Origin of the sequence: Methylobacterium sp., from assembly GCF_028290105.1 — a bacterium.
GTDB lineage: Bacteria > Pseudomonadota > Alphaproteobacteria > Rhizobiales > Beijerinckiaceae > Methylobacterium.
In genome coordinates, this window is sequence record NZ_JAQGKL010000017.1 from 1 (window position 1) to 21,038 (window position 21,038).

Genomic DNA, 21,038 nt, shown 5'->3' on the forward strand with positions numbered 1-21,038 from the left:
GCATGCAGAATATTACCATCACCGAACGAGAGCGCGATGCTGTATTGGCCGCTTTGCGCTACTACCAATTCTATCGGCTTCAGGGGCATCCCTTTAGTCCGCATCAGGATCACTTGATCGATGCCATTGCCAGCGAGTCCGGCGACGCCCTCGACATCGCCGAAATCGACGACCTCTGCGCCGGCCTGAACGGCAACGACCACGCGCTCGCCGTCGTCGCACGGGCCAGCGCCAGCGCTTAGAGACATCCGCGAACGTGGGGCGCGCATCGCGTCGCCCCGAAGCCGGCTTCGATCATAGGCCAGCGCTCACGACGTCCGATCCGACCGCGGCACGGCAACGTGCCCGATCGAAATGACCCTACCGAATCGCGTGCAACCTGCCGAGATCAGGGCGCGCCGTCCACCTGCTTCTGCGCCCGGTCGACAGCGTCGCCGCAAGCCTTGGCATCGCCCTTCTTGTCGGCCGTGCGCGCCTCGTCGAGGGCCACCTTCGCCTGCATGGCCTTGTCGGCGCCCTGGCCGGCCTCCGCCGATTTCTCGGCCGGGGCTGCCGCGGCCGAGGCCCCGCCATCGCTCCCCGTGACGCCCTGGCCGCCCCGGGCGCTCGCCGAAGCCTTGCCGCTGGTGTTGGCGGAGATCGACTCCTTGGCCAGATCCTTCACCGGGCCATCGAGCTTGGCGATCCGGTCCGCGCACGGGGAGGCGAGGGCGGGAGCCGCGCTCGCAGCGAGAAGACCGGCGGCGAGCCACACGAAACGCGTCATCGATTGCTGTCCTTGGATTATCGTCGGCGGGGCCGATCGGGCCTGCCCATGCGTTGATCAACCGTGCGAATCGGGGTCGGGCTCCCTCGAAGCGTCGGAAAACCTGGTCCCTTCGCCGAGACCCTGGTTCGGTCGCGGCGCGTGCACACGAAAAAGCCCCCGGCCCGAGGATTCGGACCGGGGGCTTCGTTCTGTCGGCTCGGGTGATCAGGCGCTGAGCTGATCGCGAATCGGCAGTTGCCGGATGCGCCGGCCGGTGGCGGCGAAGATCGCGTTGGCGATCGCCGGGGCTACGGGCGGCACGCCGGGCTCGCCGACGCCACCCAGCGGTCGGCTGTAGTCCGGGTTCGGAAGCAGGTGGACGTGGATCTCCTTCGGCGCCGCGTCGATGCGGGTGATCTCGTAGCCGTCGAAGTTGTTCTGCTGCGCGCGTCCGTTCTTGAAGGTGATCTCGGACGAGAGCGCGAGGCCCATGCCCATGACCACCGCGCCCTCCATCTGCGAGCGGACCCGCTCCGGGTTGACCTGCGGCCCGCAATCGATGGCGATGTCGACGCGCTTGACCTGGACCTCGCCCTTGGGGCCGACCGCGACCTCCGCCGCCACCGCCGTATGGGTGACGAAGCTGTAATGGCCGGCGATGCCGAGGCCGGTGCCCTTCGGCATGGTGCGGCCCCAGCCGATGCCCTTGGCCGCCGTCTCGATCACGCGGCGCAGGCGCCCCGTGTCGATCGGGTAGCGGGCCGGGTCCTCGCCGTAGTTCCACACGTCGCTGATGCTCGTCGGGTCGATGACCCGGTCGGGACCGAGAAGCGCCAGCAGGTAGTCCTTGGGGTCACGTCCCGCCGCGTGCGCGAGTTCCGCCACGAAGGACTGGATCGCGAAGGCGTGCGGGATGTTCGAGACCGAGCGGAACCAGCCGATGCGCACGTGGGCATCCGCGCCCGGGTTCTCGAGGCGGATGTTGGGCACGTTGAGGGGCGTGTTGGTCAGGCCCATGCCGAGCTCGAAGGGCAGCTCGTGCTTGGGGTCGGGCGCGAAGATCGAGCCGATGGTGGGGGCCGCCGAGCGGTGAAGCCAAGCGACCGGCATGCCCTTGTCGTCGAGCCCGGCCTCCAGCCGCTCCACCGAGATGGTGTGGTAGTAGCCGTGGTGGAGATCGTCCTCGCGGGTCCAGATCAGCTTGACCGGGGCGCCGTCCACGGCCTGGCTGCAGAGGGCTGCCTCCAGCACGTAGTCGGGCTTCGACTTGCGGCCGAAGCCGCCGCCAAGCAGCGTCACGTTCACCCGCACCTTGTCGGCGGGCAGGTTCAGCTTCTTGGCGAGGCGATCATGCGTCGCCTGGGGCGCCTGGGTACAGGTCCAGGCTTCGCAGAACCCGTCCTTGATCCGCACGGTGGCGGCGGGCGGCTCCATCGGCGCCTGGACGAGGTGGGGCACGAAGTACTCGGCCTCGACCTTCGTCTTGGCCTTGGCCATCGCGCCGGCGACATCGCCCTGGTCGCGCACGACCTTGCCGGGCGCCCGCGCCGCCTTCTCCAACTCGCCCCGGAAGGCGACGGAATCGTAATTGGCGTTCGGTCCGTCGTCCCAGGTGATCTTCAGGGCATCGCGGGCCTTCATTGCCGCCCAGGTGTTCTTGGCCACCACGGCGACGCCGCCGATGGGCTGGAACTCGGACGGGATCTCGGGCGTGTCGATCTTGAAGATCTTCACGACGCCCGCGACCTTCTTCGCCTCGGTGTCGTCGAAGCTCACCACCTTGCCACCGTAGACGGGCGGGCGGGCGACGAGGCCATAGAGCATCCCCTCGAGGCGGGTGTCGATGCCGTACATCGCCGTGCCGACCGTGAAGTCGTGGTTGTCGATGAGGCCGATCTTGCCCTTGCCGATGAACTTGAAGGCCTTGGAATCCTTCAGGTTCACGCTCTCGCGGGCCGGCACCGGCAGGTCCGCGGCGGCTTGCGCCACCTCTCCGTAGCCGAGCGTGCGCTTCGACTTGGCGTGGGTGAGCACGTGGTTCTCGGCCCTGACCTCGGCGGCCGGGACGCCCCATTGCTTGGCGGCGGCCTGGACCAGCATGGCCTTGGCCGCGGCGCCCGCATGGCGCAGGTGCGGGAAGAAGTGGCGCAAGCTGCGCGAGCCGTCGGTGTCCTGATTGCCGAAGCGGGCCTCGTCGCCCCAGGCCTGGGCGACCTTCACCTTCGACCAGTCGGCCTCGAGTTCGTCGGCCACCACGAGCGCGATGGACGTGCGCACGCCCTGGCCCATCTCGGAGCGGTGGCAGGTCACCGTGACGGTGCCGTCCGGTTGAATCGCGACGAACACCTTCGGGTCGTCCTGCCAGCCATGCGGCATGGCATCGGCGCCGTACTTCTTCGGCTCGTCCTTCTTGTCCTCGGCCTTCGCCGGATCACGCCAGGACAAGGCGAGCACCAGGGCGCCCATGCCGCCGAGCATGGCGCGGCGGCTGACATTGGCGAGCGCCGTCGAAGGGGACGCGGCCTCGGCCGGCGCGGTGGCGAGATCCGCCATGGTCTGCGCTTCGTGGATCACAGGCGCTCTCCCTTGTTGGCGGCGGGCTTCTGGCCGGCGGCCTGGTGGATCGCGGCGCGGATGCGCGGGTAGGTGCCGCAACGGCACAGGTTCCCGCTCATCGCCTCGTCGATCTGCGCATCGGTGGGCTTCGGGGTGTCGGTGAGGAGCGAGGCGGCCTGCATCATCTGCCCGCATTGGCAGTAGCCGCATTGCGCCACGTTGAGGTCGCGCCAAGCCGCCTGGACCGGATGGTTGCCGTCGGGGGACAGGCCCTCGATGGTGACGACGGCCTGCCCCTCGGCGGCCGAGACGGGAGTGACGCAGCCGCGCACGGCCGTGCCGCCGAGATGGATGGTGCAGGCGCCGCAGAGCGCCTGACCGCAGCCGAACTTCGTCCCGGTGAGGCCGACCTCGTCGCGCAGGTACCAGAGCAGCGGCATGTCGGGATCGCCGTCGAAGCTGCGTTCAGCTCCGTTCACGGTCAGTTTGATCATCGGTGTATCCTGTCATGGATCAGGCCACGGGCCGGTCGGGATCGGCATCACGCCAATCCGTCAACCGGCGAAAGGCCGTCGGGGTCACATGTCGGGCGTCGGACATGGGCGACGTCGATCGCCGTCCGGCAAAGAGATCCTGAAGCACGGCGGCGGATCCGGTCCCTCGGAAAGGGCAACCGTCGCAGCGCACGAAGCCCCCACGCCCCGTACTTCGGAATGAATACAACTAAGCGCCGGCCCTGCTGCAGCGCAACCGGGGACCGGGGCCTCCACCCGCCACGGGTCGGCCGATCCGCCCTCGATGTGCCGTTGCGCACGGTGCGTCAGGGGCGAGGCGGCCCGAGTTCCGCGTTCGGGCGTTGGCTCGGTCCGCCGCTCCCAGCAAGGCGCGAACACCCCACCCAGCCGCTGCCTCAGGTCTCGACGAGGCCGGCGCTCGATCCCGACGCCTCGGAATCACCCGCCCCGTGCGGCAGGGCGAGGTATTCCGACGAGCGCATCTCGATGAGCCGCGAGACCGTGCGGTCGAACTCGAAGGCCTCGCGCCCCTCTGTGGCGGTGTAGAGGCCCTGGGGCTCGGCCGCCGCCGAGGCGATGAGCTTCACGTGCGCGTCGTAGAGGGTGTCCACCAGCGTGATGAAGCGCTTGGCCTCGTTGCGGTTGTCCGGCCCCATCACGGGGATGTCGGAGACGATGACGGTGTGGAAGGCGCGCGCCACCGCCATGTAGTCGGAGGCGCCGAGCGCCTGGGCACAGAGATCGGCGAATCCGAAGCGGGCGACGCCGCCGGTCTCCTCGGGCACCGTCACCGCGTGCCCCTTCACCCGGAGGGTCGCGGGCCGGCCCCGGGCCTTGCCGGTGAGGCCCTTGAAGGCGTGGGCCAGGGCCGCGCGCGCGGCCTCGTCCGCCGGCACATGGTAGACAGAGGCGCCGCCGAGCTTTTCCAGGCGGAAATCCGTGCGCGCATCGAGGCGCAGCACGTCGACGCGCTCCTGCAACTCGGCGATGAAAGGCAGGAACAGGGCGCGGTTGAGCCCGCCCTCGTAGAGCCGGTCGGGCTCGACGTTGGAGGTCGCCACCACGGTGACGCCGCGCTTGAACAGGGCGCCGAACAGGCGGCCCAGGATCATCGCGTCGGCGATGTCGGTGACGGTGAATTCGTCGAAGCAGAGCAGGGTCGCCTCGTCGGCGAGCGCGTCGGCCACCACGGGAATCGGGTCGTCGCCCTTGGCGGTGCCGGCCTTCAGGGCCTGCCGGTGGGCGTGGATGCGCTCGTGCGCGTCGGCGAGGAAGCCGTGGAAGTGCACCCGGCGCTTCGGCTCGGGGGCGGCCTCGTGGAACAGGTCCATCAGCATGGTCTTGCCGCGCCCCACGGAGCCCCAGATGTAGAGCCCCCTCGGCGGCGTGGCGGCATCGTCCCGGCGCCCGAACAGCCAGCCGAGCGCGCTGCCCTTGCGCGCCCGTTTGCGCCGGCCGAGTTCCTGCACCAGCCGGTCGAGGGCGCGCACGAGGTGGACCTGCGCGGGATCGCGCTCGATGGCGCCGGAGCGGGCCAGGGCCTCGTAGCGGTCGGAGACCAGGCCGGGAGAGACGGCGCCGGCGATCGCATGGCTCGACGGCGCGGGACCCTGGGAGGAGGGAGCGTTCACGGCGTGGGCGACCTGTGGGTGAGCGGGACGAGGTTCGGGACTGCGGACATGCCGGCCGTTTCGGTCTGACGCGGGCGCCACGCGGGATCAAGCCCGACGCCGACCCGCACCGGCCCGGGTCGTTTTGTTGCATTGCACAAACCGCATGGCGATGCCAGATCCGTCGGGCCTTGAGGGAGGCTACGCCCGGACACGGCGCGCTCCACGCGCCCCACATCCGGAGACCGGCAGCCGATGCCCGACACCCGTTCGACCCCGCACCCGATCATCCGCCGCCTGTGGCCCAATGACGGCCCAATGGTGGAGGCCTACTTCCTGCGGCTCGACCCCGAGACCCGCGCCAACCGCTTCATGGGTGCCCTCAGCGACGCGGCCGCCCTGACCTACGCCCGCAACGCCATGAGCGCGGAGGGGCTGATGTTCGGAGGCTTCATCGACGGGACTCTCCGGGGGCTCGGCGAGTTGCGCCCCGCCTCCGCGCCGCCGCCCGGCTTTATCCTCGGCGCGGAGGCGGAGGCCGCCTTCGCGGTGGAGAAGGCGTATCGCCGCAACGGGCTCGGCCAGGCCCTGTTTCGCCGCATCGCGGCAGCCGCGCGCAATCGCGGCGTGCGCGATCTGCACGTGCGCTGCCTGGCCTGGAACCGGCCGATGCGGGAACTGGCCACCAAGGTCGGGGCGGATCTCCGGATCAGCGGCGGGGAGGCGGACGGCGCGCTCCATCTCGCCCGCCCGACGCCCGCCTCCCTCTGGCAGGAGGGCGTGACCGAGGCGTTCGATTTCACCCTGGCGCTCACGGCGGCGTGAGCCGGGCTTTGCCGGGCATGGGCCGAGGGTTTATCGTGGCGTCGAGACCAACCCACCCGATGACCGTCGTCCGGGCCTGATCGTGCCCCGGCCGCCCGGAGATCCCGCTCGATGACGGCCGTTTTCCGCTGGTGCCTGCCCGCCATCCTCGTCAGTGCCGTCCTGACACTAGGCGTCGCGGGGGCCCAGGCGCGGCCCGACACCAGGGCGATGACCTGTGCCGAAGCCTCGGCGCTGGTGGCACAGGCCGGCGCCATCGTGATGAGCACCGGGCCCGCGACCTATGCACGCTTCGTGCGCGACGGCGGCTTCTGCCCCCTGCCGGAGACGACGCAGCCCTCCTGGGAAATCACCCGCGACAATCCGCAATGCTTCGTCGGCTATACCTGCCGCGACAAGTTCAACGAGGGCCAGGGACGCGACTGAGCGCAAGCCGTTCCCGAGGCGTGGCAGGCGGCCCACGGCCAAGCTGCCTTGTTGCCGCCCCGTCCCGTCCCGATGCTCGCGGGCAGAGATCGTCCCCGAGAGGACGACCTGAACCGACGCGGGGCCAGAGCATGGACAGGACCGGGATTTCGGAGGACCGCCTCCAACGATCGACGCCGTTCGCCGAGGCGCGCCTGGAGCGCTCGGTGGCCGATGCCCTGCGCATCATCGCCGCCGCCTGCGACGAGCGGAACGCCCCCCCGGTGAAGGCCGCCCGGCGCCAGCTCGCCGAAGTCTACGGCGCCACGCGCCTGAGCCGGCACCGTGAACGCCAGCGCGCCTCCGCCTGAAGGCCTGCTAGCGACGAGGCCGCTCGGCGAGCCAGATGGTGTGGCGCGCGCCCCGCGAACGCCCGGCCCGTACGCCGACCTCCTCGACCGCGAAACCGCTTCGCGCCAAGCGCTGCGTGAACGCCGGATCGGGGTGGGCCGACCACACCGCCAGCACCCCGCCGGGGCGCAGGGCCGCGCGCGCCGCCGCGAGGCCCGAGGCGTCGTAGAGCCGGTCGTTGGCACTGCGCGTCAGGCCATCCGGGCCGTTGTCGACGTCGAGCAGGATGGCGTCGTAGGCGGCGCGCCCGCTGCGGATCAGCCCGGCCACGTCGGCCACCTGCGCGTCGACCCGAGGGTCCGCGAGCGCGTCGGACGAGACCGCCGCGAGGGGGCCGCGCCCCCAGTCCAGCACCGCCGGCACGAGTTCGGCCAGGAGGATGCGGGCGTCCGCGCCGAGTGCGTCGAGGGCGGCCCGCAGGGTGAAGCCCATGCCGTAGCCGCCGATCAGCCAGCGCGCCTGCTGTCGCGGCCCGAGGCGGGCGGCACTCAGGGTCGCCAGCGCCTCCTCCGAGCCGCTGAGCCGGCTGTTCATCAACTCGTTGTGCCCGAGTTGGATCGAGAATTCGGTGCCCCGCTGGAGCAGCCGAAGGGACTCGGAGCCGCCGGGGACCGGCGCGGTGTCGAGGACGACCCAGGGGATCACGATCGGGGCTCGGGCGCGCGTGCGGTCATCCGCCCCGGCTAGCACGGGCCGCGCGCCGGATCACGCCCGGACGCGTTCCGCTTGCAAGCGTGGGAGGCCTTCCATCGGCATGACCACCCCACGCCCGACACTTCGCCGTCACCGCGACGGATCTCGGGCAGGCCCGAAATCCGTCGGCGACGAGCGTTTCCGGCAAACGCCCTAGAACAGCCCCTCGATCTGGCCATTGGCATCGAGGTGGATGCCCTCCGAGGCCGGGATCTTGGGCAGGCCCGGCATGGTCATGATCTCACCGCAGATCACCACGACGAAGCCGGCGCCCGCCGAGAGGCGCACGTCGCGCACCGCGATGGTGTGGCCGTCGGGCGCTCCCATCAGGTTCGGATCGGTGGAGAACGAGTACTGCGTCTTGGCCATGCAGACCGGCAGGTTGCCGTAGCCGTCCTTCTCGAACTGCGCGAGCTTGGTGGCGGCCTTGGATTCCACCTGGATGTCGCCGGCGCCGTAAAGCTTGGTGGCGATGGCGCGGATCTTGTCGGTGAGCTTGGTCTCGGTCTCGTAGGCGAAGCTGAGCGGCTTCTGCTCGCCGTTGGCCAGCTTCACGACCGCATGGGCGAGCTCTTCGGCGCCCGCGCCCCCTTCGGCCCAGTGCTTACAGGTGATCGCCTCGACCTGGAGCTTGTCGCGGCAGAGCTCCTTCAGCTTGGCATGCTCGGCATCCGTGTCGGCGTAGAAGTGGTTGACGCCGACGACGACGGGCAGGCCGAAGCCGCGCACGTTGGTGACGTGGCGGGCCAGGTTCGCGAAGCCCTTCTCGAGCGCCTCCAGGTTCTCGGAGCCGAGTTCCTTCTTCGAGACGCCGCCATGCATCTTGAGGGCGCGCACGGTGGCGACGATCACCACCGCCGAGGGCTTCAGCCCGGCTTGGCGGCACTTGATGTCGATGAATTTTTCCGCGCCCAGATCGGCGCCGAAGCCGGCTTCCGTGACGACGTAGTCGCCGAGCTTGAGCCCCGCGCGGGTCGCGATCACCGAGTTGCAGCCATGCGCGATGTTGGCGAACGGCCCGCCGTGGATGAGGGCGGGGTTGCCCTCGAGGGTCTGCACGAGGTTGGGCTGCAGCGCGTCCTTGAGGAGCACCGTCATGGCCCCCGTGGCCTTCACGTCCTTGAGGGTCACCGGCTTGCGGTCGCGGGTCTCCGCGATGACGATGCGGCCGAGGCGGGCCTCGAGGTCATCGAGATCACGCGCGAGACAGAACACCGCCATGACCTCGGAGGCCACGGTGATGTCGAAGCCGTCCTCGCGCGGGAAGCCGTTGGCGACGCCGCCCAGGCTCGACGTGATCGCGCGCAGCGAGCGGTCGTTCATGTCGACCACCCTGCGCCAGGCGATGCGGCGCACGTCGATGTTGAGCTCGTTGGCCCAGTAGACGTGGTTGTCGATGAGGGCGGCGGCGAGCGAGTGGGCCGACGTGATGGCGTGGAAGTCGCCGGTGAAGTGCAGGTTGATCTGCTCCATGGGCACGACCTGGGCCTTGCCGCCGCCGGCCGCTCCCCCCTTCATGCCGAAACAGGGGCCGAGCGAGGGCTCGCGCAGGCACATCACGGTCTTCTGGCCGATGCGGTTGAGCGCGTCGCCGAGGCCGACCGTGGTGGTGGTCTTGCCCTCGCCCGCCGGGGTCGGGCTGATCGCGGTCACGAGCACGAGCTTGCCCTCGGGCTTGCCCTCCAGGCTCTTGATGAAGCCGTGGTCGATCTTGGCGATGTGCCGTCCGTAATTGTGCAGGGCCTCGTCCGGGATGCCGATTCGGGCGGCGACCTCGGTGATCGGCTGGAGCGTCGCCGCGCGCGCGATCTCGATATCTGAAGGCATTCTTCGTTTCTCCCGGATTGTTCTTGTCCGGCTGTGCCCGGCGCGGGGCCGAACACATCCGCTGGCGTTCTGCGCTTGCCTGCCGAAAGGTCCGGATCCGCCGACGTTGGGCCGTGCGGACCGGCCGAACGGCCACGCGCTATGGATCGTATCAGTTTGCGCGAACGAACACGCAAAAGCGCGTCGGAAATTTTGAATTCCCAGGCAAAATTTTGTTTGGGATCAAGCGGGTGTCACCCCGTCATGGCACTGGCCGTGTAACCGGCCTCGGTCAGGGCCTCGGCGATGGACAGGGCCTGGGCGGTGGTGGTGACCGCGACGCGGCCGTGGTCGAGATCCACCGCCACCTTGGCGTCGGGATCGAGGCGCTGGATCGCCCGGCGCACCGCCGCCGCGCAGCCGTCGCAGGTCATGCCCTCCACCTGCATCAGAAGATCCGATGGCATCGCGTCCATGAGGTCCGCTCCGGGCTCGTCGTTCCGCCCCTCCATTTCGGCGCCGCCGCGGTCCGATGCAAGCGAGGCCGCCTGGAGCCCTGCAGGTGGGGTCACAGTTTGGAGAAATCGGTTGACCCGGGCGCACCGGTCCCTTGTGGGCCGCAAGTGTCTCGGCAACAAAGGAACGACTCGGCAATCTTGAATGAGGCGTCGGCGCGTCCGGCCCCGGTCTTTCCGTTTCCAGCGTTCGAGGATTTCGCATTTCGATGGCCCGGATCGTCGGCCGGCGTACGAGCCTCTGGGCCTTGAGTCTTCTCGGGCTCTGCCTCATCGGGCCGATCGCGGTCTTCTCGCCGCTCGGAGCGAGCCTCGCGCTCGCCGCCTTCGGCTCGGGCCTGGGCCTCGTCGCGCAGCGTCGCGCGAGCCGGCTCGGGGCGCGCTGCGACAAGCTCTCCAGCGAGGTCGACGTGCTGTCGCAGCGCCTGGTCCGCATCGAGACGGTGGCGCGCGCCATCGCCGAGCAGCAGGTGCGCGCCGCCGACGCCGGAACCGCGCTGCCGAATGGAACCTCGGCCGACACCAGCCATTTGAGCGCCGGGATCGAGGAGGTCACGGCGGAGATCGGTCTCCTCAGCGGCATCGTGCGCGAACTCGCCGCCGTGGTCTCGGCGCAGGACGGCGAGATCGCGGGCCTGAAGGCCGCGCCCACGTCGGTCGCCTCGCAAATGCCTGCTTCGACGCCCGCCCCGGTGCCCGCGCGCGCCGCATCGTCGATGCCGGAGCCGCGATCCGCCGAGATCGTGCCGCCGCCCCGGCGTTCGGACCCCGCCCTCCCGCCGGCCGCGCCGTGGAAGCCGCGCGCCCTGAGCCGGTCCGCGCTTCCGGAGCGTGACCCCGAGCGCGAGGCGGCCCTGATCGAGGCCTTCGACGCATCGGGGCTCGAAGTCCACCTCCAGCCCGTCGTGTCCCTGCCCCAGCGCAAGGTGGTGTCCTACGAGGCCCTGGCGCGCCTGCGCCTGTCGGGGGAAGTCCTGGCGCCCGACGCGTTCGTGCCGGTGCTGGAACGCCACGGACGCACCACCGACCTCGACCGCCGCATGCTGCAGCGTGTCGCCACCATCGCGCGGCATCTCGCCGGGCGCGGCAGCCAGGCGGCGGTCGCCTACGGCCTGTCGCCGCGCTCCCTGTTCGAGCCGGGTTTCCTCCGCTCCCTCGGCCGCCTCGTCGAGGGCGAGCCGGACCTCTCGGGGCGGGTGATGCTGGCCCTGCCGCAGGCGAGCTGGCGCAGCCTCGACGCCGAGCAGGCGGGGGTGCTCGCCGACCTGCGCGGGCGCATCGGCTTCATCCTCGACCGGCCCCTCGACCTGCGCCTCGATCCCCTGGCGCTGGCCGACCGGGGTGTCTCCCAGGTGAAGGTGCCCGCCGACCTGCTGCTGCGGCCGGGCTCGCGCCAGGCGATGCCCGACATCGCGCTGGAAGACCTCGTGGCGGCCCTGGGCCGGGCCGGTATCCGCCTCGTCGCCGACGGCGTCGAGCGCGAGACCGACGTGCCGGACCTCATCGAACTCGACGTGCCCCTGGCACAGGGCGGCGTCTTCGCGCCGGCCCGGGTGGTGCGCACCGAGGTGCTCAACGCGCCGCCGCCCGAGGCGCCGGAGCCCGCCCCACCGCCGAACGAGGACCCCGAGCCCCCGCCGCAGCGCCGCCCCTTCCGGGATTTCCTGCGCCGGGCCGGCTGAGATCCCTGGAGCCGATATCCGGGCGCGGTTTGATTTTCCGGGGCGTCCCGCCTACCCGGGCGCATCCCCCTCGCGCCCGCTTCCAGGTTCCCTCGCCGCATGACCGACACGCCCGCACCTTCCCCGGCGCCGGAACACCCCCTGAGGACGCATGTTCCGACCCTGCGCGGGCTGTCCGAGGTCGCGGAGGCCTACGACCTGATCCTGTGCGACGTCTGGGGCGTCCTGCACGACGGCACCAACGCCCACCGGGGCGCCAGCGACGCGCTGATGCGTTTTCGCGCCCTGTCCGGGCCGACGCGCCCGCGTCGTGTCGTGCTGGTCTCCAACGCGCCGCGCCCCTGGGCCGGGGTGCAGGCGATCCTCGACGGGTTCGGCATCCCCTGCGGCGCCTACGATGCCATCCTGACCTCGGGCGACCTCACCCGCAGCCTCATCGCCGGACATCCGGGGGAGCGCATCCACCATCTCGGGCCGGAGCGCGACGCCCCGATCTTCGTCGGCCTCGACCTCACCCTGGTGCCTGCCGAAGCCGCGCAGCGCGTGGTCTGCACAGGCCTGTTCGACGACACCCGCGAAACGGCGGAGGATTACCGGACCACGCTGGAAGGCATGCGCGCGCGCGACGTGCCCATGCTCTGCGCCAATCCCGATCTCGTGGTGGAGCGGGGCGGCCGGCTGATCCCGTGCGCCGGACTGATCGCGGAAGCCTACGAGGCCTTGGGCGGTCCCGTGACCTATGCGGGCAAGCCGCACCGCCCGGTCTACGAGGCGGCCCTCGCCATGGCGGGCGATCTCGATGCGCGAACGCCGCCGGAGCCCGCGCGCGTCCTCGCGGTGGGCGATGCGCTGCGCACCGACATCGCGGGCGCCTCGGCGTTCGGAATTCCCAACCTGCTCGTCGCGCGCGGCATCCATGCCGAGGAACTCGGGGTCTCGGCCGCGCAGGCGACGCTCGGCGACATCGCCGATTGGCTTGACCGCCAGGCGGTCCGGCCGGATGCGGTGATCGAGCGCCTGATCTGGTGATCAGGCGAACAGCGCGTCGATCTCGTCCTGGGCCACGGCCGGGCCGTTGATCTGCGGGCCGTTGAGGATGAGGAGTTCCCGGCGGACTCGGCGCTCCACCTCTTCGGGGTCGATGCCGCCCTCGTCCTTGGCCTTGACGGCACTGGCGAAGCGCGAGAGCCGGCTCTCCAACTGGCGCAGTGCCTCCACCACCTTGGCGATGCGCTGGCCGGTGATGTCCTGGAAGGTGCAGGCTTCGAAGATGTCGTTCATCCGGGCCTCGACGGCGGCCCGGTAGTTCTTGTCGTCGGGCAGGCCGAGGATTTCCTCGGCCGTGTTCATGATCGCGTTCGTGGCGCCCGCCGTGGCGGCCACCACGCTGCCGAGTTCCTCGTGGGCCATCGGCAGGCGGTCGCGGGTGAGTTCGTTGGCCCGGAGCGCGGCGATCTCGTTGCGCAGGTGCGCGATGTAATCCGCGATCTCCACGAGCTCATGGATCAGCGAAGGCTTGTCCGACGCGGGATTGACCTTCCGCGCCTGCTTGGCGAGTGCCATCGGTTCCGGCTCCCCGATCTCGTTGTTGTCCTGGGGCCCCTCAGGCGCCGCAGACCGCTTCGATCTTGCTCTTCAGCGTCGCGGCGTTGAACGGCTTGACGATGTAGTTGTTCACGCCGGCCTTCTTGGCGGCGATGACGTTCTCGGTCTTCGACTCGGCGGTGACCATGATGAACGGGGTGGTGCGCAGGGCCTCGTCGGCGCGGACGTGGCGCAGCAGCTCGTAGCCCGTCATCGGCTCCATGTTCCAGTCGGAGATGACGAGGCCGTACTTGCGGTTCTTGAGGCGCGCCAGGGCGGCGGTGCCGTCGGAGGCGTCGTCGACCTCCTCGAAGCCGAGCTGCTTCAGAAGGTTGCGGATGATACGGACCATCGTCTGATAATCATCGACGACAAGGATCGGCATGCCGAGATCGAGGGCCATGAGTCGGTGCGCTCCGTCAGGTGAGGGCCGGTGCGAGGCGCACGGCTCTCCTACAATGTGCCGGAGCGCCAAGTCCTGAACGCCCCTTGGCGCTGAAACTACGCAGCATCGCATTGCGAAGCGGTTAACTGCCCGCGCCCGAAACCTTGGCCCGTACTTCGCCGCCCGAGCGTGGCAGCGATGCATCGCGTTCGCCTTGACAAGGCCCGCCGGCTCGCCCCCTTCGACGGCACATCTCCCGCGATTCTCCTGCGCGCAGGCTCATGCCGGACCCGATCCCCGACACTCCCGATATCCCCCAGACCGCCGATCCCGGAGCGGCCAGCCTCGACGCCTTCGCGCGCGGGACGCTGGCCGATCTCGATGCGCGTGCCCTGCGCCGACGCCTCGTCGAGACCGCGCGCGGCCCAGGCCCGGCGGCCCGGCGGGGGGAGCACGCCCTCATCTCGTTTTCCTGCAACGACTATCTCGGGCTCTCCGACGATCCGCGCGTGATCGCGGCGGGACAGGAGGCCCTGGCCCGCTACGGCGCGGGGGCCGGCGCCTCGCGGCTGGTCACCGGCAACCACCCGGTGCTGTCGGCCCTGGAAGCGCGGCTGGCCGCCCACAAGGGCAAGGCCGCCGCCCTCGTCTTCGGCAGCGGCTACATGGCCAATCTCGGCATCGTCCCGGCCCTGGCGGGGGCAAAGGACCTGATCCTCATCGATGCGCTGGGCCATTCCTGCCTGTTCGCGGGGGCGCAGGTCTCGGGCGCGACGATGCTGCGGTTTCGCCACAACGACATCGACCACCTGCGCGACCTCCTAAGCGCCCGGCGCGCCCGGCACGCGCGGGCGCTGATCCTCACCGAGCGGGTCTTCAGCATGGATGGGGACCGCGCACCCCTCGCGGCCATTCTCGGGCTCGCCGCCGAGTACGATGCCTGGACGCTGGTGGACGATGCCCATGGCCTCGGGGTGGTGGAGGCGGGCGCGCGCGCGCCCCTCGAGATGGGCACGCTGTCGAAGACCCTGGGGTCCTATGGCGGGTATCTCTGCGCCTCGCAGGCCGTCATCGACCTGATGACGAGCCGGGCCCGCAGCTTCGTCTACACCACCGGCCTGCCGCCGGCCTCGGCGGCGGCGGCCCTGCGCGCGCTGGAGATCGTCGAGGCGGAACCCGAGCGGGCGGCCCGGCCCCTGGCCCTGGCCCGGCGCTTCACCGCGCGGCTCGGCTTGGCGCAGGCGCAAAGTCCGATCGTGCCCGTGCTCGTCGGCGGGGCGCCGGAGGCACTGGCGCTCTCGGCGGCCCTCGAAGCGCGCGGCTTCCTCGTCGTGGCCATCCGTCCGCCCACGGTCCCGGCGGGCACCGCCCGGCTGCGGGTGGCGTTCTCGGCCGCCCACACGGAGGATCAGGTGGACGCGCTCGCCCAGGCGCTGATCGATCTGGGCGCCGGACAGGCCGGACGTTGAGGCCGAGCGCCGTCCGACCGCTCAGTGGGCCGACGGCTCGGAAGCGCCCGCATTCCGGCGCGCCCGCATCCGGTTCACCCGGGCCTGTGCCCGCCGGCGCTCCGCGGCGAAGCCGATCCAGCGCGTGACGAGGGGCCCGCGCCACCGAATGCGTGGCGAAGCGCTCAACCCCTCGGTGGGCGCGGGACGGTCGCGCATGAAGGATTCCCCGTCAGCCGAATCGGCGTCCTGCGATTGCGCGAGCCCCCGCGCCTGGGCCTCGCGCGCGTTGTCGTTGAACGGCAGCGCGAGACGGGTGAGCACCACGGGCCTGCCCTCGGTCTCCCGCGCATCGGCCGGCGCGTCAGCGGCGTCGAAGTCGCCAGATCGGATCTTGCGTATGTCCGCCGTCATCGTGCGCATCGCTTGCTGTCCGAGATCCAGCCTCGCCCGCGACGCGGGCGGGCGATCCCGCCCTCGATCCAGGGCTCGGCTCAAAGCCCCATATTCGAACGACAGCTTAGTGATTTCCGCCGGGCGGTTGAGTCGGCGGATTGGTTCGTAAGTCCCAATCTCTTGTCTCGGTGTCCCAAAATGAGGCCCGTCATGGCATTGCCGGCCGCCGCCTCACGCGGCGGCGTGCGCTTGGCCGCCGGCGCGCTCCTGGGCGAGCTTGACCACGCTGACCTGATCGACCTTGCCGGTGCCGAGCATCGGGACGCGATCGAGCACCACCACCTCGGCGGGAATCGCGATCTCGGGCGCGCCCTTGCCCTTGGCGAAGCTCTGGTAGGCCGCGCGGGTCGCATCCTTCGCCTCGGTGAACAGCACCAGCCGCTCGCCCTTGCGGGCATCCGGCACGGCGGCGACCGCGCTCGGCGTATCCGGCCAGAGTTCGGCCGCGATGGCCTCGACGCCGGCGAGCGACACCATCTCGCCGGCGATCTTGGCGAACCGCTTGGCGCGGCCCTTGATCGTGACGAAGCCCAGCGCGTCGATGGCGACGATGTCGCCGGTGTCGTGCCAGCCTTGCGGAGGCGCCTCGATCGTGCCGGGCCGCTCGGGCCGGAGGTAGCCCAGCATGATGTTGGGGCCGCGCAGGGACAGGCGTCCCCCCTCCTCGATGCCGGGCACCGGCTCCAGGCGCCATTCCTGGCCGGGCAGGAGCCGGCCGACCGTGCCGAAGCGGTTGAACATCGGCGTGTTGAGGGCGACCACCGGGCCGCACTCGGTGACGCCGTAGCCCTCCAGGATGCGCAGGCCGAACTTTTCGCCCCAGGTCTTGCGGGTGGATTCCTTCACCGCCTCGGCGCCGGCCACGACGTAGCGCAGGGAGCGCAGGTCGTAGGAATGCGCGGTCTTGGCGTAGCCCGTCAGGAAGGTGTCGGTGCCGAACAGGACGGTGGCGTTGGAGCCGTAGATGAGTTCCGGCACGATCCGGTAATGCAGCGGCGAGGGGTAGAGGTAGACTGGAACCCCGGAGACCAGCGGCAGCACGAGCCCCGCCGTCAGCCCGAAGGCGTGGAACACGGGCAGCACGTTGAAGACCTTGTCGCTCGGCCCGAAATCGATCCGGGCGGCCACCTGCGCCGTATTGGCGAGCATGTTGCGGTTGGCGAGCACCACCCCCTTCGGCGCCCCCTCCGAGCCCGAGGTGAACAGGATCGCGGCCGGGTCGTCGCCGCGCCGGGCCACCAGGGGCTTTCGCGGGCCGAGCAGGCCGCGCAGCTTGTCGCCCGTGGTGATGCCGGCGCGGACATCCTCCAGGTAGACGAGGGCGACGCTGCCCTTGATCGCCTCGACGAGGGGGCCGAGGCGCCCCTTCTCGATGAAGGCGCGGGAGGTCAGGATGGTGTCCACCTGCGCGGTCCTGCAGGCGGACAGGATGTTGGCGGCACCCGCCGAGAAGTTGATCATCGCCGGCACGCGCCCGGCCGAGGCCAGGGCGAACAGCGTCACCGCCGCGCCGTTGGCGTTCGGCAGCATCACGCCGAGCGGCCTGTCGGCCGCGCCGAGGGTCCGGAGCTTGCGGCCCAGGATGTTGGCGCCCATCACCAGCCGGGAGAAGCTCAGGGCGCCGGTGGGGTCCTCGACGGCCGTGCGGCGCCAGCCGTGGCGCTCGCCCGCGTCGATGAGCGCCTGCATCAGGCCGCGATCGGTGTCCGTGGTGCGGAAGACGAGGTCCGACATGATCCCGTAGAGCGCCGCGCCCGCCGCCTGCCGGCGGGCCTTGCCCTTGAGGGCCGGGTCCACGGTGAGGGCGACCGGCGACAGGATCGTGACGGTGACCTTCGGCCACCAGCGACGCTTCACCTGGTTCTTCGAGAGGCGCGAGAAGGCGGTCTTCTCCAGGCCCTCGATCTTCACCGGCACCACCATGGCCCCGGATTTGTCGGCGATGAGGCCGGCCCCGTCATAGACCTTCATCAAGCTGCCGGTGACGGTGAGGCGCCCCTCGGGGAAGATGATCAGGGTCTCGCCGCTTTTCACCGCGTTGATCAGGGTGCGGGTGGCCAGCGGCCGGGTCGGGTCGAGGGGCATCGCCTTGGTGAGGCGCAGGAAGGGCTTCACCCACCAGCGCTGCGCGATGCCGTGATCGACGGCGAAGACCGGTTCCTGATCGAGGAGCGAAAGGGCGAGCGGCGCGTCGAGGAACGAGACGTGGTTGAGGGCGATGATGGCGTTCGGCCCCGCCTTGTCGACGTTCTCCAGGCCGCGCACCTCCAGGCGGTAGAAGGCCCGGAACAGGATCGAGAGGAAATCCCGGAAGGGGCTGGTCGGCAGCACCGCCAGGATCACGACCCCGGCCACGAGGTTGAGGATTCCGAGGAGGGTCAGGAGGGCGGCCATCGACCAGCCCGCGCCCTGCAGGGCGGCGAGCGCCAGGGCCCCCGCCACCATGAAGGCGGCGGTGAGCACGTTGACCGCGCCGATGACGCGGGCGCGCTTGTCCTTGTCGGTCCAGGCCTGCACGGCGGCGAAGGACGGCACGATGTAGAGGCCGCCCGCGACCGCCAGTCCGAACAGGTCGAGGGTGACGCGCAGGCCCGTGCCGGAGGTAAGGAACGCCCACGCGCCCAGGGGATCGCCGGAGACGAGGGGCAGATGCGCCACCGTCCAGGCGAGGTCGAGGCCGAACAGGCCCATGAGGAGGGCGCCGATGGGGGTGGGCAGCAGCACGATGCGGCCGCTGGCGAGCCAGGAGGCGAGGCCCGATCCCACCGCGATGCCGATGGAGAACACCGCGAGCAGGGTCGTCACCACGGTCTCGGAGCCGTTGAGGCTCTGGCGCACCAGCACGGGGAGCAGCGACAGGATCACGGCCCCCACGAGCCAGAACCAGCTCACGATGAGCGAGCCGCGCCACATCCGGGTGTCGACCCAGATGTCGCGCAGGAGGGCGCCGGTGGAGCGGACGACGTTCGGGTCGATGCGCAGTGTCGGGGCGGCCTCGCCGGTGGAGGGGATCGCCCGGGCCGAGAGCCAGCAGAGCACCGCGAAGATCATGATCATGGCGCTGAAGGCCAGCGCGCCGCCGCCCATCGCGGTGGCCAGGCCCGCCACGATGGTGCCGAGCAGGATGGCGAGGAAGGTCGCGGCCTCGACGAGCGCGTTGCCGGCGGTGAGTTCGTCCCGGCGCAGGTGGTCTGGCAGGATGCCGTACTTGATCGGGCCGAACAGGGCCGCGATCGTGCCGAACAGGCCGAGCGCCACGAACAGCATAGGGACGGAGTGCAGCGAGAAACCGAGGGCCGCCGCCGCCGCGCCGAAGATCTCGGCGAATTTCAGCCGCTTGGCGAGGAGCGCCTTGTCGTAGCGATCGGCCATCTGGCCGCCGAGCCCCGACAGGATGAAGAACGGGCCGATGAACACGGCGCCGGCCAGGGTCACCAGCATGGGCGAACCGCCGCCCTCGCCGCCGACCTTGAACAGGATCAGGAACACCAGGGCGTTCTTGAGGAAGTTGTCGTTGAAGGCCGAGAAGAACTGGCACCAGAACAGCGGCGCAAAGCGCCGCGTCGTCATCAAGGTACGGAACATGATGGTCTCCTCAGACGACGCAGGACCGGAACGACGCTGGATCGAGGGTGTGCATGACTGCCCGCCCGGCACCCTAGCGTCAAATGCTGAACCGCTCGTCTTTTGTACGGTGTTCAAAAACTAGTCCCGCTTCGCGCCGGGATCAACCGCGCTATTGCACGCCGTGCAATATGTGTGGCAGCCCCGTGCGAAGGCGCACGAGGACCGGTGCGCCGCGAGAAGGCGAACGAGCATGGCGCGTGAGACGAAGCGGGGCACGGGCCCGCGCGGCGAGCACAATCGGGACGAGTTCCTGGCCCTCGTCACCAAGGCCGCCGAGGGGCTCGTGCGGCGCGAGGGCCTGCGCGGGCTCGGCATGCGCCGGCTCGCCACCACCATCGGCTACGCGCCGAACTCGATCTACAACGCGGTCGGCGACCTCGACGCGGTGGTGATGCGGGTCAATGCCCGCACCCTGGAACGGCTGCACGCGACCCTCACGGCGGCGGTGCGGGCGAGCGCATCGTCACGGGACAATGCCCTGGCCGTCGCGGATGCCTACCTCGCCTTCGTGGCGGCCGATCCGCAGGTCTGGAGCCTGGTGTTCGAGCATCAGGTCGCCCCCGACAGCGCGTTTCCGGACTGGTACGCCGAGGCGCTGGGGCAGGCCACCGACCTCGTCGACCGCGTCCTCCTGCCGATGATTCCAGACCCCGACGAGCGCCGGCAGGCGGTGGCGACCCTGTGGGCGGGCCTGCACGGCCTCGCCTCGCTCTCGACCTCGCGAAAGCTCGCGGTGCTCACCCCGGAATCCCCGCGCGACCTCGGCCGCCTCCTGGTCGGGCGCTTCCTCGGGCCGGCCTGATCAATCGGACTGGCCGCTCCGGCGCGTGCGCATGCCAAGGAACAGGACCGGATGGGGATCGTCCGGCCCGCGTGAGGCCGGGGGAGGGAGCGCCGGCATGCGGTAGACCGGCCCGGGTCGGGTCTCGCGCATGACCCAGGTTTCGGGCCGGCGGGGCTTCGCCTGGCGTCGAACCGGCTTGCGAGACGGGACGAGGGACAGGCCGCCGAAGGCCAGGAGGCAGGAAATCCCGACCACCACCGAATGCCAGCTCGGTTCCGGCGCGATCATCATCGTGACGAGGCCGCCGACGGCGAAGGCGGCGGCCAGATTCCGGGTCGAGAGCGGATCGATCGGCATGCGACGAGTGTCTCCCGCGCTACCTCACGGGATCGTGAACACATTTGCTCGATTTGCGCGGATTATGCTCAGGCTCGGCGCCGGGCTTCGAAAACCGTTCCCCGCAATGCCGGCGCTGCCCGAAGCGACCGTATTTCGCTGCCGGGGCCGGTTCCGGCAGCATTCAGTGCCAAGGCACGGCGCGAACGTCGTTCCGGAGGTTCGAGTGGCATCGAAGCCGGGCAGGGGAAGCACCGGAAAGTTTTACCCGATGCATTAACCTTTCGAATCCAGTGTCCAGCGCCTGCCGGTTGTCATCGTTTTCTCCCGACGGCAGCCGAGATGAGGTTCGTCGTGTCCTTCCAAGCCCTGTCCATTCGGACCAAGCTGATCGCAGCCTTTTCGCTCGTCACGCTCTTCATCGTCGGACTGGGCCTGCTCGGGCTGTTCGGGACCCAGCGCATGCGCGAGCAATCCGTTGAGATCGAAACGAACTGGCTTCCGAGCATCCGCGCCCTGGGCGAGATCGACACGCTCACGGCGCGCATGAGCGCCGTGGTCCTGCGGCACACGCAGGCCACCGATCCGAAGCTCGTCGCCACCATCGAGGGGGACCTCGAACGGTTCGGCAAGAAGCTCGAGGAGCGCAAGG

The 21,038-nt window shown here is 70.3% G+C and carries 21 protein-coding genes; 9 read left to right on the plus strand and 12 right to left on the minus strand.

What is annotated here, in order from left to right; all coding sequences use genetic code 11:
* Window positions 1–2 precede the first annotated feature (2 nt).
* Window positions 3–242, plus strand: coding sequence for a hypothetical protein (locus JWQ05_RS01530; protein ID WP_299653373.1), 240 nt, complete (start codon window positions 3–5; stop codon window positions 240–242).
* Between the two features lie 146 nt (window positions 243–388).
* Here JWQ05_RS01530 and JWQ05_RS01535 read toward each other — a convergent pair whose 3' ends face one another.
* The 4 genes from JWQ05_RS01535 to zapE form a co-directional block, all read right to left on the minus strand.
* Window positions 389–766 (minus strand): hypothetical protein, encoded by a 378-nt coding sequence (locus JWQ05_RS01535; RefSeq protein WP_299653375.1) that lies wholly within the window; start codon window positions 764–766, stop codon window positions 389–391.
* A gap of 207 nt (window positions 767–973) precedes the next feature.
* Window positions 974–3,322, minus strand: a complete 2,349-nt coding sequence (locus JWQ05_RS01540; RefSeq protein WP_299653377.1) for a xanthine dehydrogenase family protein molybdopterin-binding subunit — start codon at window positions 3,320–3,322, stop codon at window positions 974–976.
* Entirely contained in the window at window positions 3,319–3,798 is a 480-nt protein-coding gene (locus JWQ05_RS01545) for a (2Fe-2S)-binding protein (protein ID WP_299653379.1), read from the minus strand. The genes JWQ05_RS01540 and JWQ05_RS01545 overlap by 4 nt, the downstream gene beginning before the upstream one ends.
* Window positions 3,799–4,214: 416 nt before the next feature.
* The gene (gene zapE / locus JWQ05_RS01550) at window positions 4,215–5,405 is read right to left on the minus strand and encodes a cell division protein ZapE (protein ID WP_299653442.1); all 1,191 of its coding nucleotides are present in this window, start codon (window positions 5,403–5,405) and stop codon (window positions 4,215–4,217) included.
* A 279-nt stretch (window positions 5,406–5,684) separates the two neighbouring features.
* Here zapE and JWQ05_RS01555 point away from each other — a divergent pair, with 279 nt between their 5' ends.
* The 3 genes from JWQ05_RS01555 (at window position 5,685) to JWQ05_RS01565 (ending at window position 7,030) form a co-directional block, all read left to right on the plus strand.
* Entirely contained in the window at window positions 5,685–6,254 is a 570-nt protein-coding gene (locus JWQ05_RS01555; protein WP_299653381.1) for a GNAT family N-acetyltransferase, read from the plus strand.
* A gap of 111 nt (window positions 6,255–6,365) precedes the next feature.
* On the plus strand, window positions 6,366–6,680 hold the full coding sequence (locus JWQ05_RS01560; protein WP_299653383.1) for a hypothetical protein: 315 nt from the start codon (window positions 6,366–6,368) through the stop codon (window positions 6,678–6,680).
* A 131-nt stretch (window positions 6,681–6,811) separates the two neighbouring features.
* A complete protein-coding gene (locus JWQ05_RS01565; RefSeq protein WP_299653385.1) occupies window positions 6,812–7,030 on the plus strand; it encodes a hypothetical protein in 219 nt (72 codons plus the stop codon).
* Between the two features lie 7 nt (window positions 7,031–7,037).
* Here JWQ05_RS01565 and JWQ05_RS01570 read toward each other — a convergent pair whose 3' ends face one another.
* The 3 genes from JWQ05_RS01570 to JWQ05_RS01580 form a co-directional block, all read right to left on the minus strand.
* Window positions 7,038–7,715, minus strand: a complete 678-nt coding sequence (locus JWQ05_RS01570) for a spermidine synthase (protein ID WP_299653387.1) — start codon at window positions 7,713–7,715, stop codon at window positions 7,038–7,040.
* A 201-nt stretch (window positions 7,716–7,916) separates the two neighbouring features.
* Window positions 7,917–9,590, minus strand: coding sequence for a formate--tetrahydrofolate ligase (locus JWQ05_RS01575; RefSeq protein ID WP_299653389.1), 1,674 nt, complete (start codon window positions 9,588–9,590; stop codon window positions 7,917–7,919).
* Between the two features lie 233 nt (window positions 9,591–9,823).
* Window positions 9,824–10,045, minus strand: coding sequence for a heavy-metal-associated domain-containing protein (locus JWQ05_RS01580; RefSeq protein WP_299653391.1), 222 nt, complete (start codon window positions 10,043–10,045; stop codon window positions 9,824–9,826).
* Between the two features lie 248 nt (window positions 10,046–10,293).
* Between JWQ05_RS01580 and JWQ05_RS01585 the strand changes: the two genes are divergently transcribed.
* Window positions 10,294–11,766 carry an EAL domain-containing protein gene (locus JWQ05_RS01585; protein ID WP_299653393.1) on the plus strand — a complete coding sequence of 491 codons (1,473 nt, stop codon included), beginning with the start codon at window positions 10,294–10,296 and terminating at the stop codon, window positions 11,764–11,766.
* 99 nt (window positions 11,767–11,865) lie between these two features.
* Window positions 11,866–12,795, plus strand: a complete 930-nt coding sequence (locus tag JWQ05_RS01590) for a TIGR01459 family HAD-type hydrolase (RefSeq protein WP_299653395.1) — start codon at window positions 11,866–11,868, stop codon at window positions 12,793–12,795.
* On the opposite strand, the gene JWQ05_RS01595 is transcribed toward JWQ05_RS01590, so the two are convergent.
* A complete protein-coding gene (locus JWQ05_RS01595) occupies window positions 12,796–13,329 on the minus strand; it encodes a protein phosphatase CheZ (protein ID WP_299653397.1) in 534 nt (177 codons plus the stop codon).
* 40 nt (window positions 13,330–13,369) lie between these two features.
* Complete coding sequence (locus JWQ05_RS01600) at window positions 13,370–13,753, minus strand: response regulator (RefSeq protein ID WP_018046001.1); 384 nt, start codon at window positions 13,751–13,753, stop codon at window positions 13,370–13,372.
* A gap of 263 nt (window positions 13,754–14,016) precedes the next feature.
* On the opposite strand from JWQ05_RS01600, the gene JWQ05_RS01605 reads away from it, so the two are divergent.
* Entirely contained in the window at window positions 14,017–15,204 is a 1,188-nt protein-coding gene (locus JWQ05_RS01605) for an aminotransferase class I/II-fold pyridoxal phosphate-dependent enzyme (RefSeq protein ID WP_299653425.1), read from the plus strand.
* Between the two features lie 21 nt (window positions 15,205–15,225).
* On the opposite strand, the gene JWQ05_RS01610 is transcribed toward JWQ05_RS01605, so the two are convergent.
* Window positions 15,226–15,597, minus strand: a complete 372-nt coding sequence (locus JWQ05_RS01610; RefSeq protein WP_299653428.1) for a hypothetical protein — start codon at window positions 15,595–15,597, stop codon at window positions 15,226–15,228.
* A gap of 213 nt (window positions 15,598–15,810) precedes the next feature.
* Entirely contained in the window at window positions 15,811–19,224 is a 3,414-nt protein-coding gene (locus tag JWQ05_RS01615; RefSeq protein WP_299653431.1) for an acyl-[ACP]--phospholipid O-acyltransferase, read from the minus strand.
* A gap of 232 nt (window positions 19,225–19,456) precedes the next feature.
* On the opposite strand from JWQ05_RS01615, the gene JWQ05_RS01620 reads away from it, so the two are divergent.
* On the plus strand, window positions 19,457–20,068 hold the full coding sequence (locus tag JWQ05_RS01620; RefSeq protein ID WP_299653434.1) for a TetR-like C-terminal domain-containing protein: 612 nt from the start codon (window positions 19,457–19,459) through the stop codon (window positions 20,066–20,068).
* On the opposite strand, the gene JWQ05_RS01625 is transcribed toward JWQ05_RS01620, so the two are convergent.
* Complete coding sequence (locus JWQ05_RS01625; RefSeq protein ID WP_299653437.1) at window positions 20,069–20,407, minus strand: hypothetical protein; 339 nt, start codon at window positions 20,405–20,407, stop codon at window positions 20,069–20,071.
* Window positions 20,408–20,728: 321 nt separating this feature from the next.
* Between JWQ05_RS01625 and JWQ05_RS01630 the strand changes: the two genes are divergently transcribed.
* Window positions 20,729–21,038 (plus strand): MCP four helix bundle domain-containing protein (locus JWQ05_RS01630; protein ID WP_299653439.1); only part of this gene is annotated, 310 nt, incomplete at its 3' end.

What these genes read in the sequence shown, in the direction of transcription:
- JWQ05_RS01530 (WP_299653373.1), top strand. Translation starts at nt 3, where the DNA reads ATGCAGAATATTACCATCACCGAACGAGAGCGCGATGCTGTATTGGCC.
- JWQ05_RS01535 (WP_299653375.1), bottom strand. Translation starts at nt 766, where the DNA reads ATGACGCGTTTCGTGTGGCTCGCCGCCGGTCTTCTCGCTGCGAGCGCG.
- JWQ05_RS01545 (WP_299653379.1), bottom strand. Translation starts at nt 3,798, where the DNA reads ATGATCAAACTGACCGTGAACGGAGCTGAACGCAGCTTCGACGGCGAT.
- JWQ05_RS01555 (WP_299653381.1), top strand. Translation starts at nt 5,685, where the DNA reads ATGCCCGACACCCGTTCGACCCCGCACCCGATCATCCGCCGCCTGTGG.
- JWQ05_RS01560 (WP_299653383.1), top strand. Translation starts at nt 6,366, where the DNA reads ATGACGGCCGTTTTCCGCTGGTGCCTGCCCGCCATCCTCGTCAGTGCC.
- JWQ05_RS01565 (WP_299653385.1), top strand. Translation starts at nt 6,812, where the DNA reads ATGGACAGGACCGGGATTTCGGAGGACCGCCTCCAACGATCGACGCCG.
- JWQ05_RS01575 (WP_299653389.1), bottom strand. Translation starts at nt 9,590, where the DNA reads ATGCCTTCAGATATCGAGATCGCGCGCGCGGCGACGCTCCAGCCGATC.
- JWQ05_RS01580 (WP_299653391.1), bottom strand. Translation starts at nt 10,045, where the DNA reads ATGGACGCGATGCCATCGGATCTTCTGATGCAGGTGGAGGGCATGACC.
- JWQ05_RS01585 (WP_299653393.1), top strand. Translation starts at nt 10,294, where the DNA reads ATGGCCCGGATCGTCGGCCGGCGTACGAGCCTCTGGGCCTTGAGTCTT.
- JWQ05_RS01590 (WP_299653395.1), top strand. Translation starts at nt 11,866, where the DNA reads ATGACCGACACGCCCGCACCTTCCCCGGCGCCGGAACACCCCCTGAGG.
- JWQ05_RS01595 (WP_299653397.1), bottom strand. Translation starts at nt 13,329, where the DNA reads ATGGCACTCGCCAAGCAGGCGCGGAAGGTCAATCCCGCGTCGGACAAG.
- JWQ05_RS01600 (WP_018046001.1), bottom strand. Translation starts at nt 13,753, where the DNA reads ATGGCCCTCGATCTCGGCATGCCGATCCTTGTCGTCGATGATTATCAG.
- JWQ05_RS01605 (WP_299653425.1), top strand. Translation starts at nt 14,017, where the DNA reads ATGCCGGACCCGATCCCCGACACTCCCGATATCCCCCAGACCGCCGAT.
- JWQ05_RS01610 (WP_299653428.1), bottom strand. Translation starts at nt 15,597, where the DNA reads ATGACGGCGGACATACGCAAGATCCGATCTGGCGACTTCGACGCCGCT.
- JWQ05_RS01615 (WP_299653431.1), bottom strand. Translation starts at nt 19,224, where the DNA reads ATGTTCCGTACCTTGATGACGACGCGGCGCTTTGCGCCGCTGTTCTGG.
- JWQ05_RS01620 (WP_299653434.1), top strand. Translation starts at nt 19,457, where the DNA reads ATGGCGCGTGAGACGAAGCGGGGCACGGGCCCGCGCGGCGAGCACAAT.
- JWQ05_RS01625 (WP_299653437.1), bottom strand. Translation starts at nt 20,407, where the DNA reads ATGCCGATCGATCCGCTCTCGACCCGGAATCTGGCCGCCGCCTTCGCC.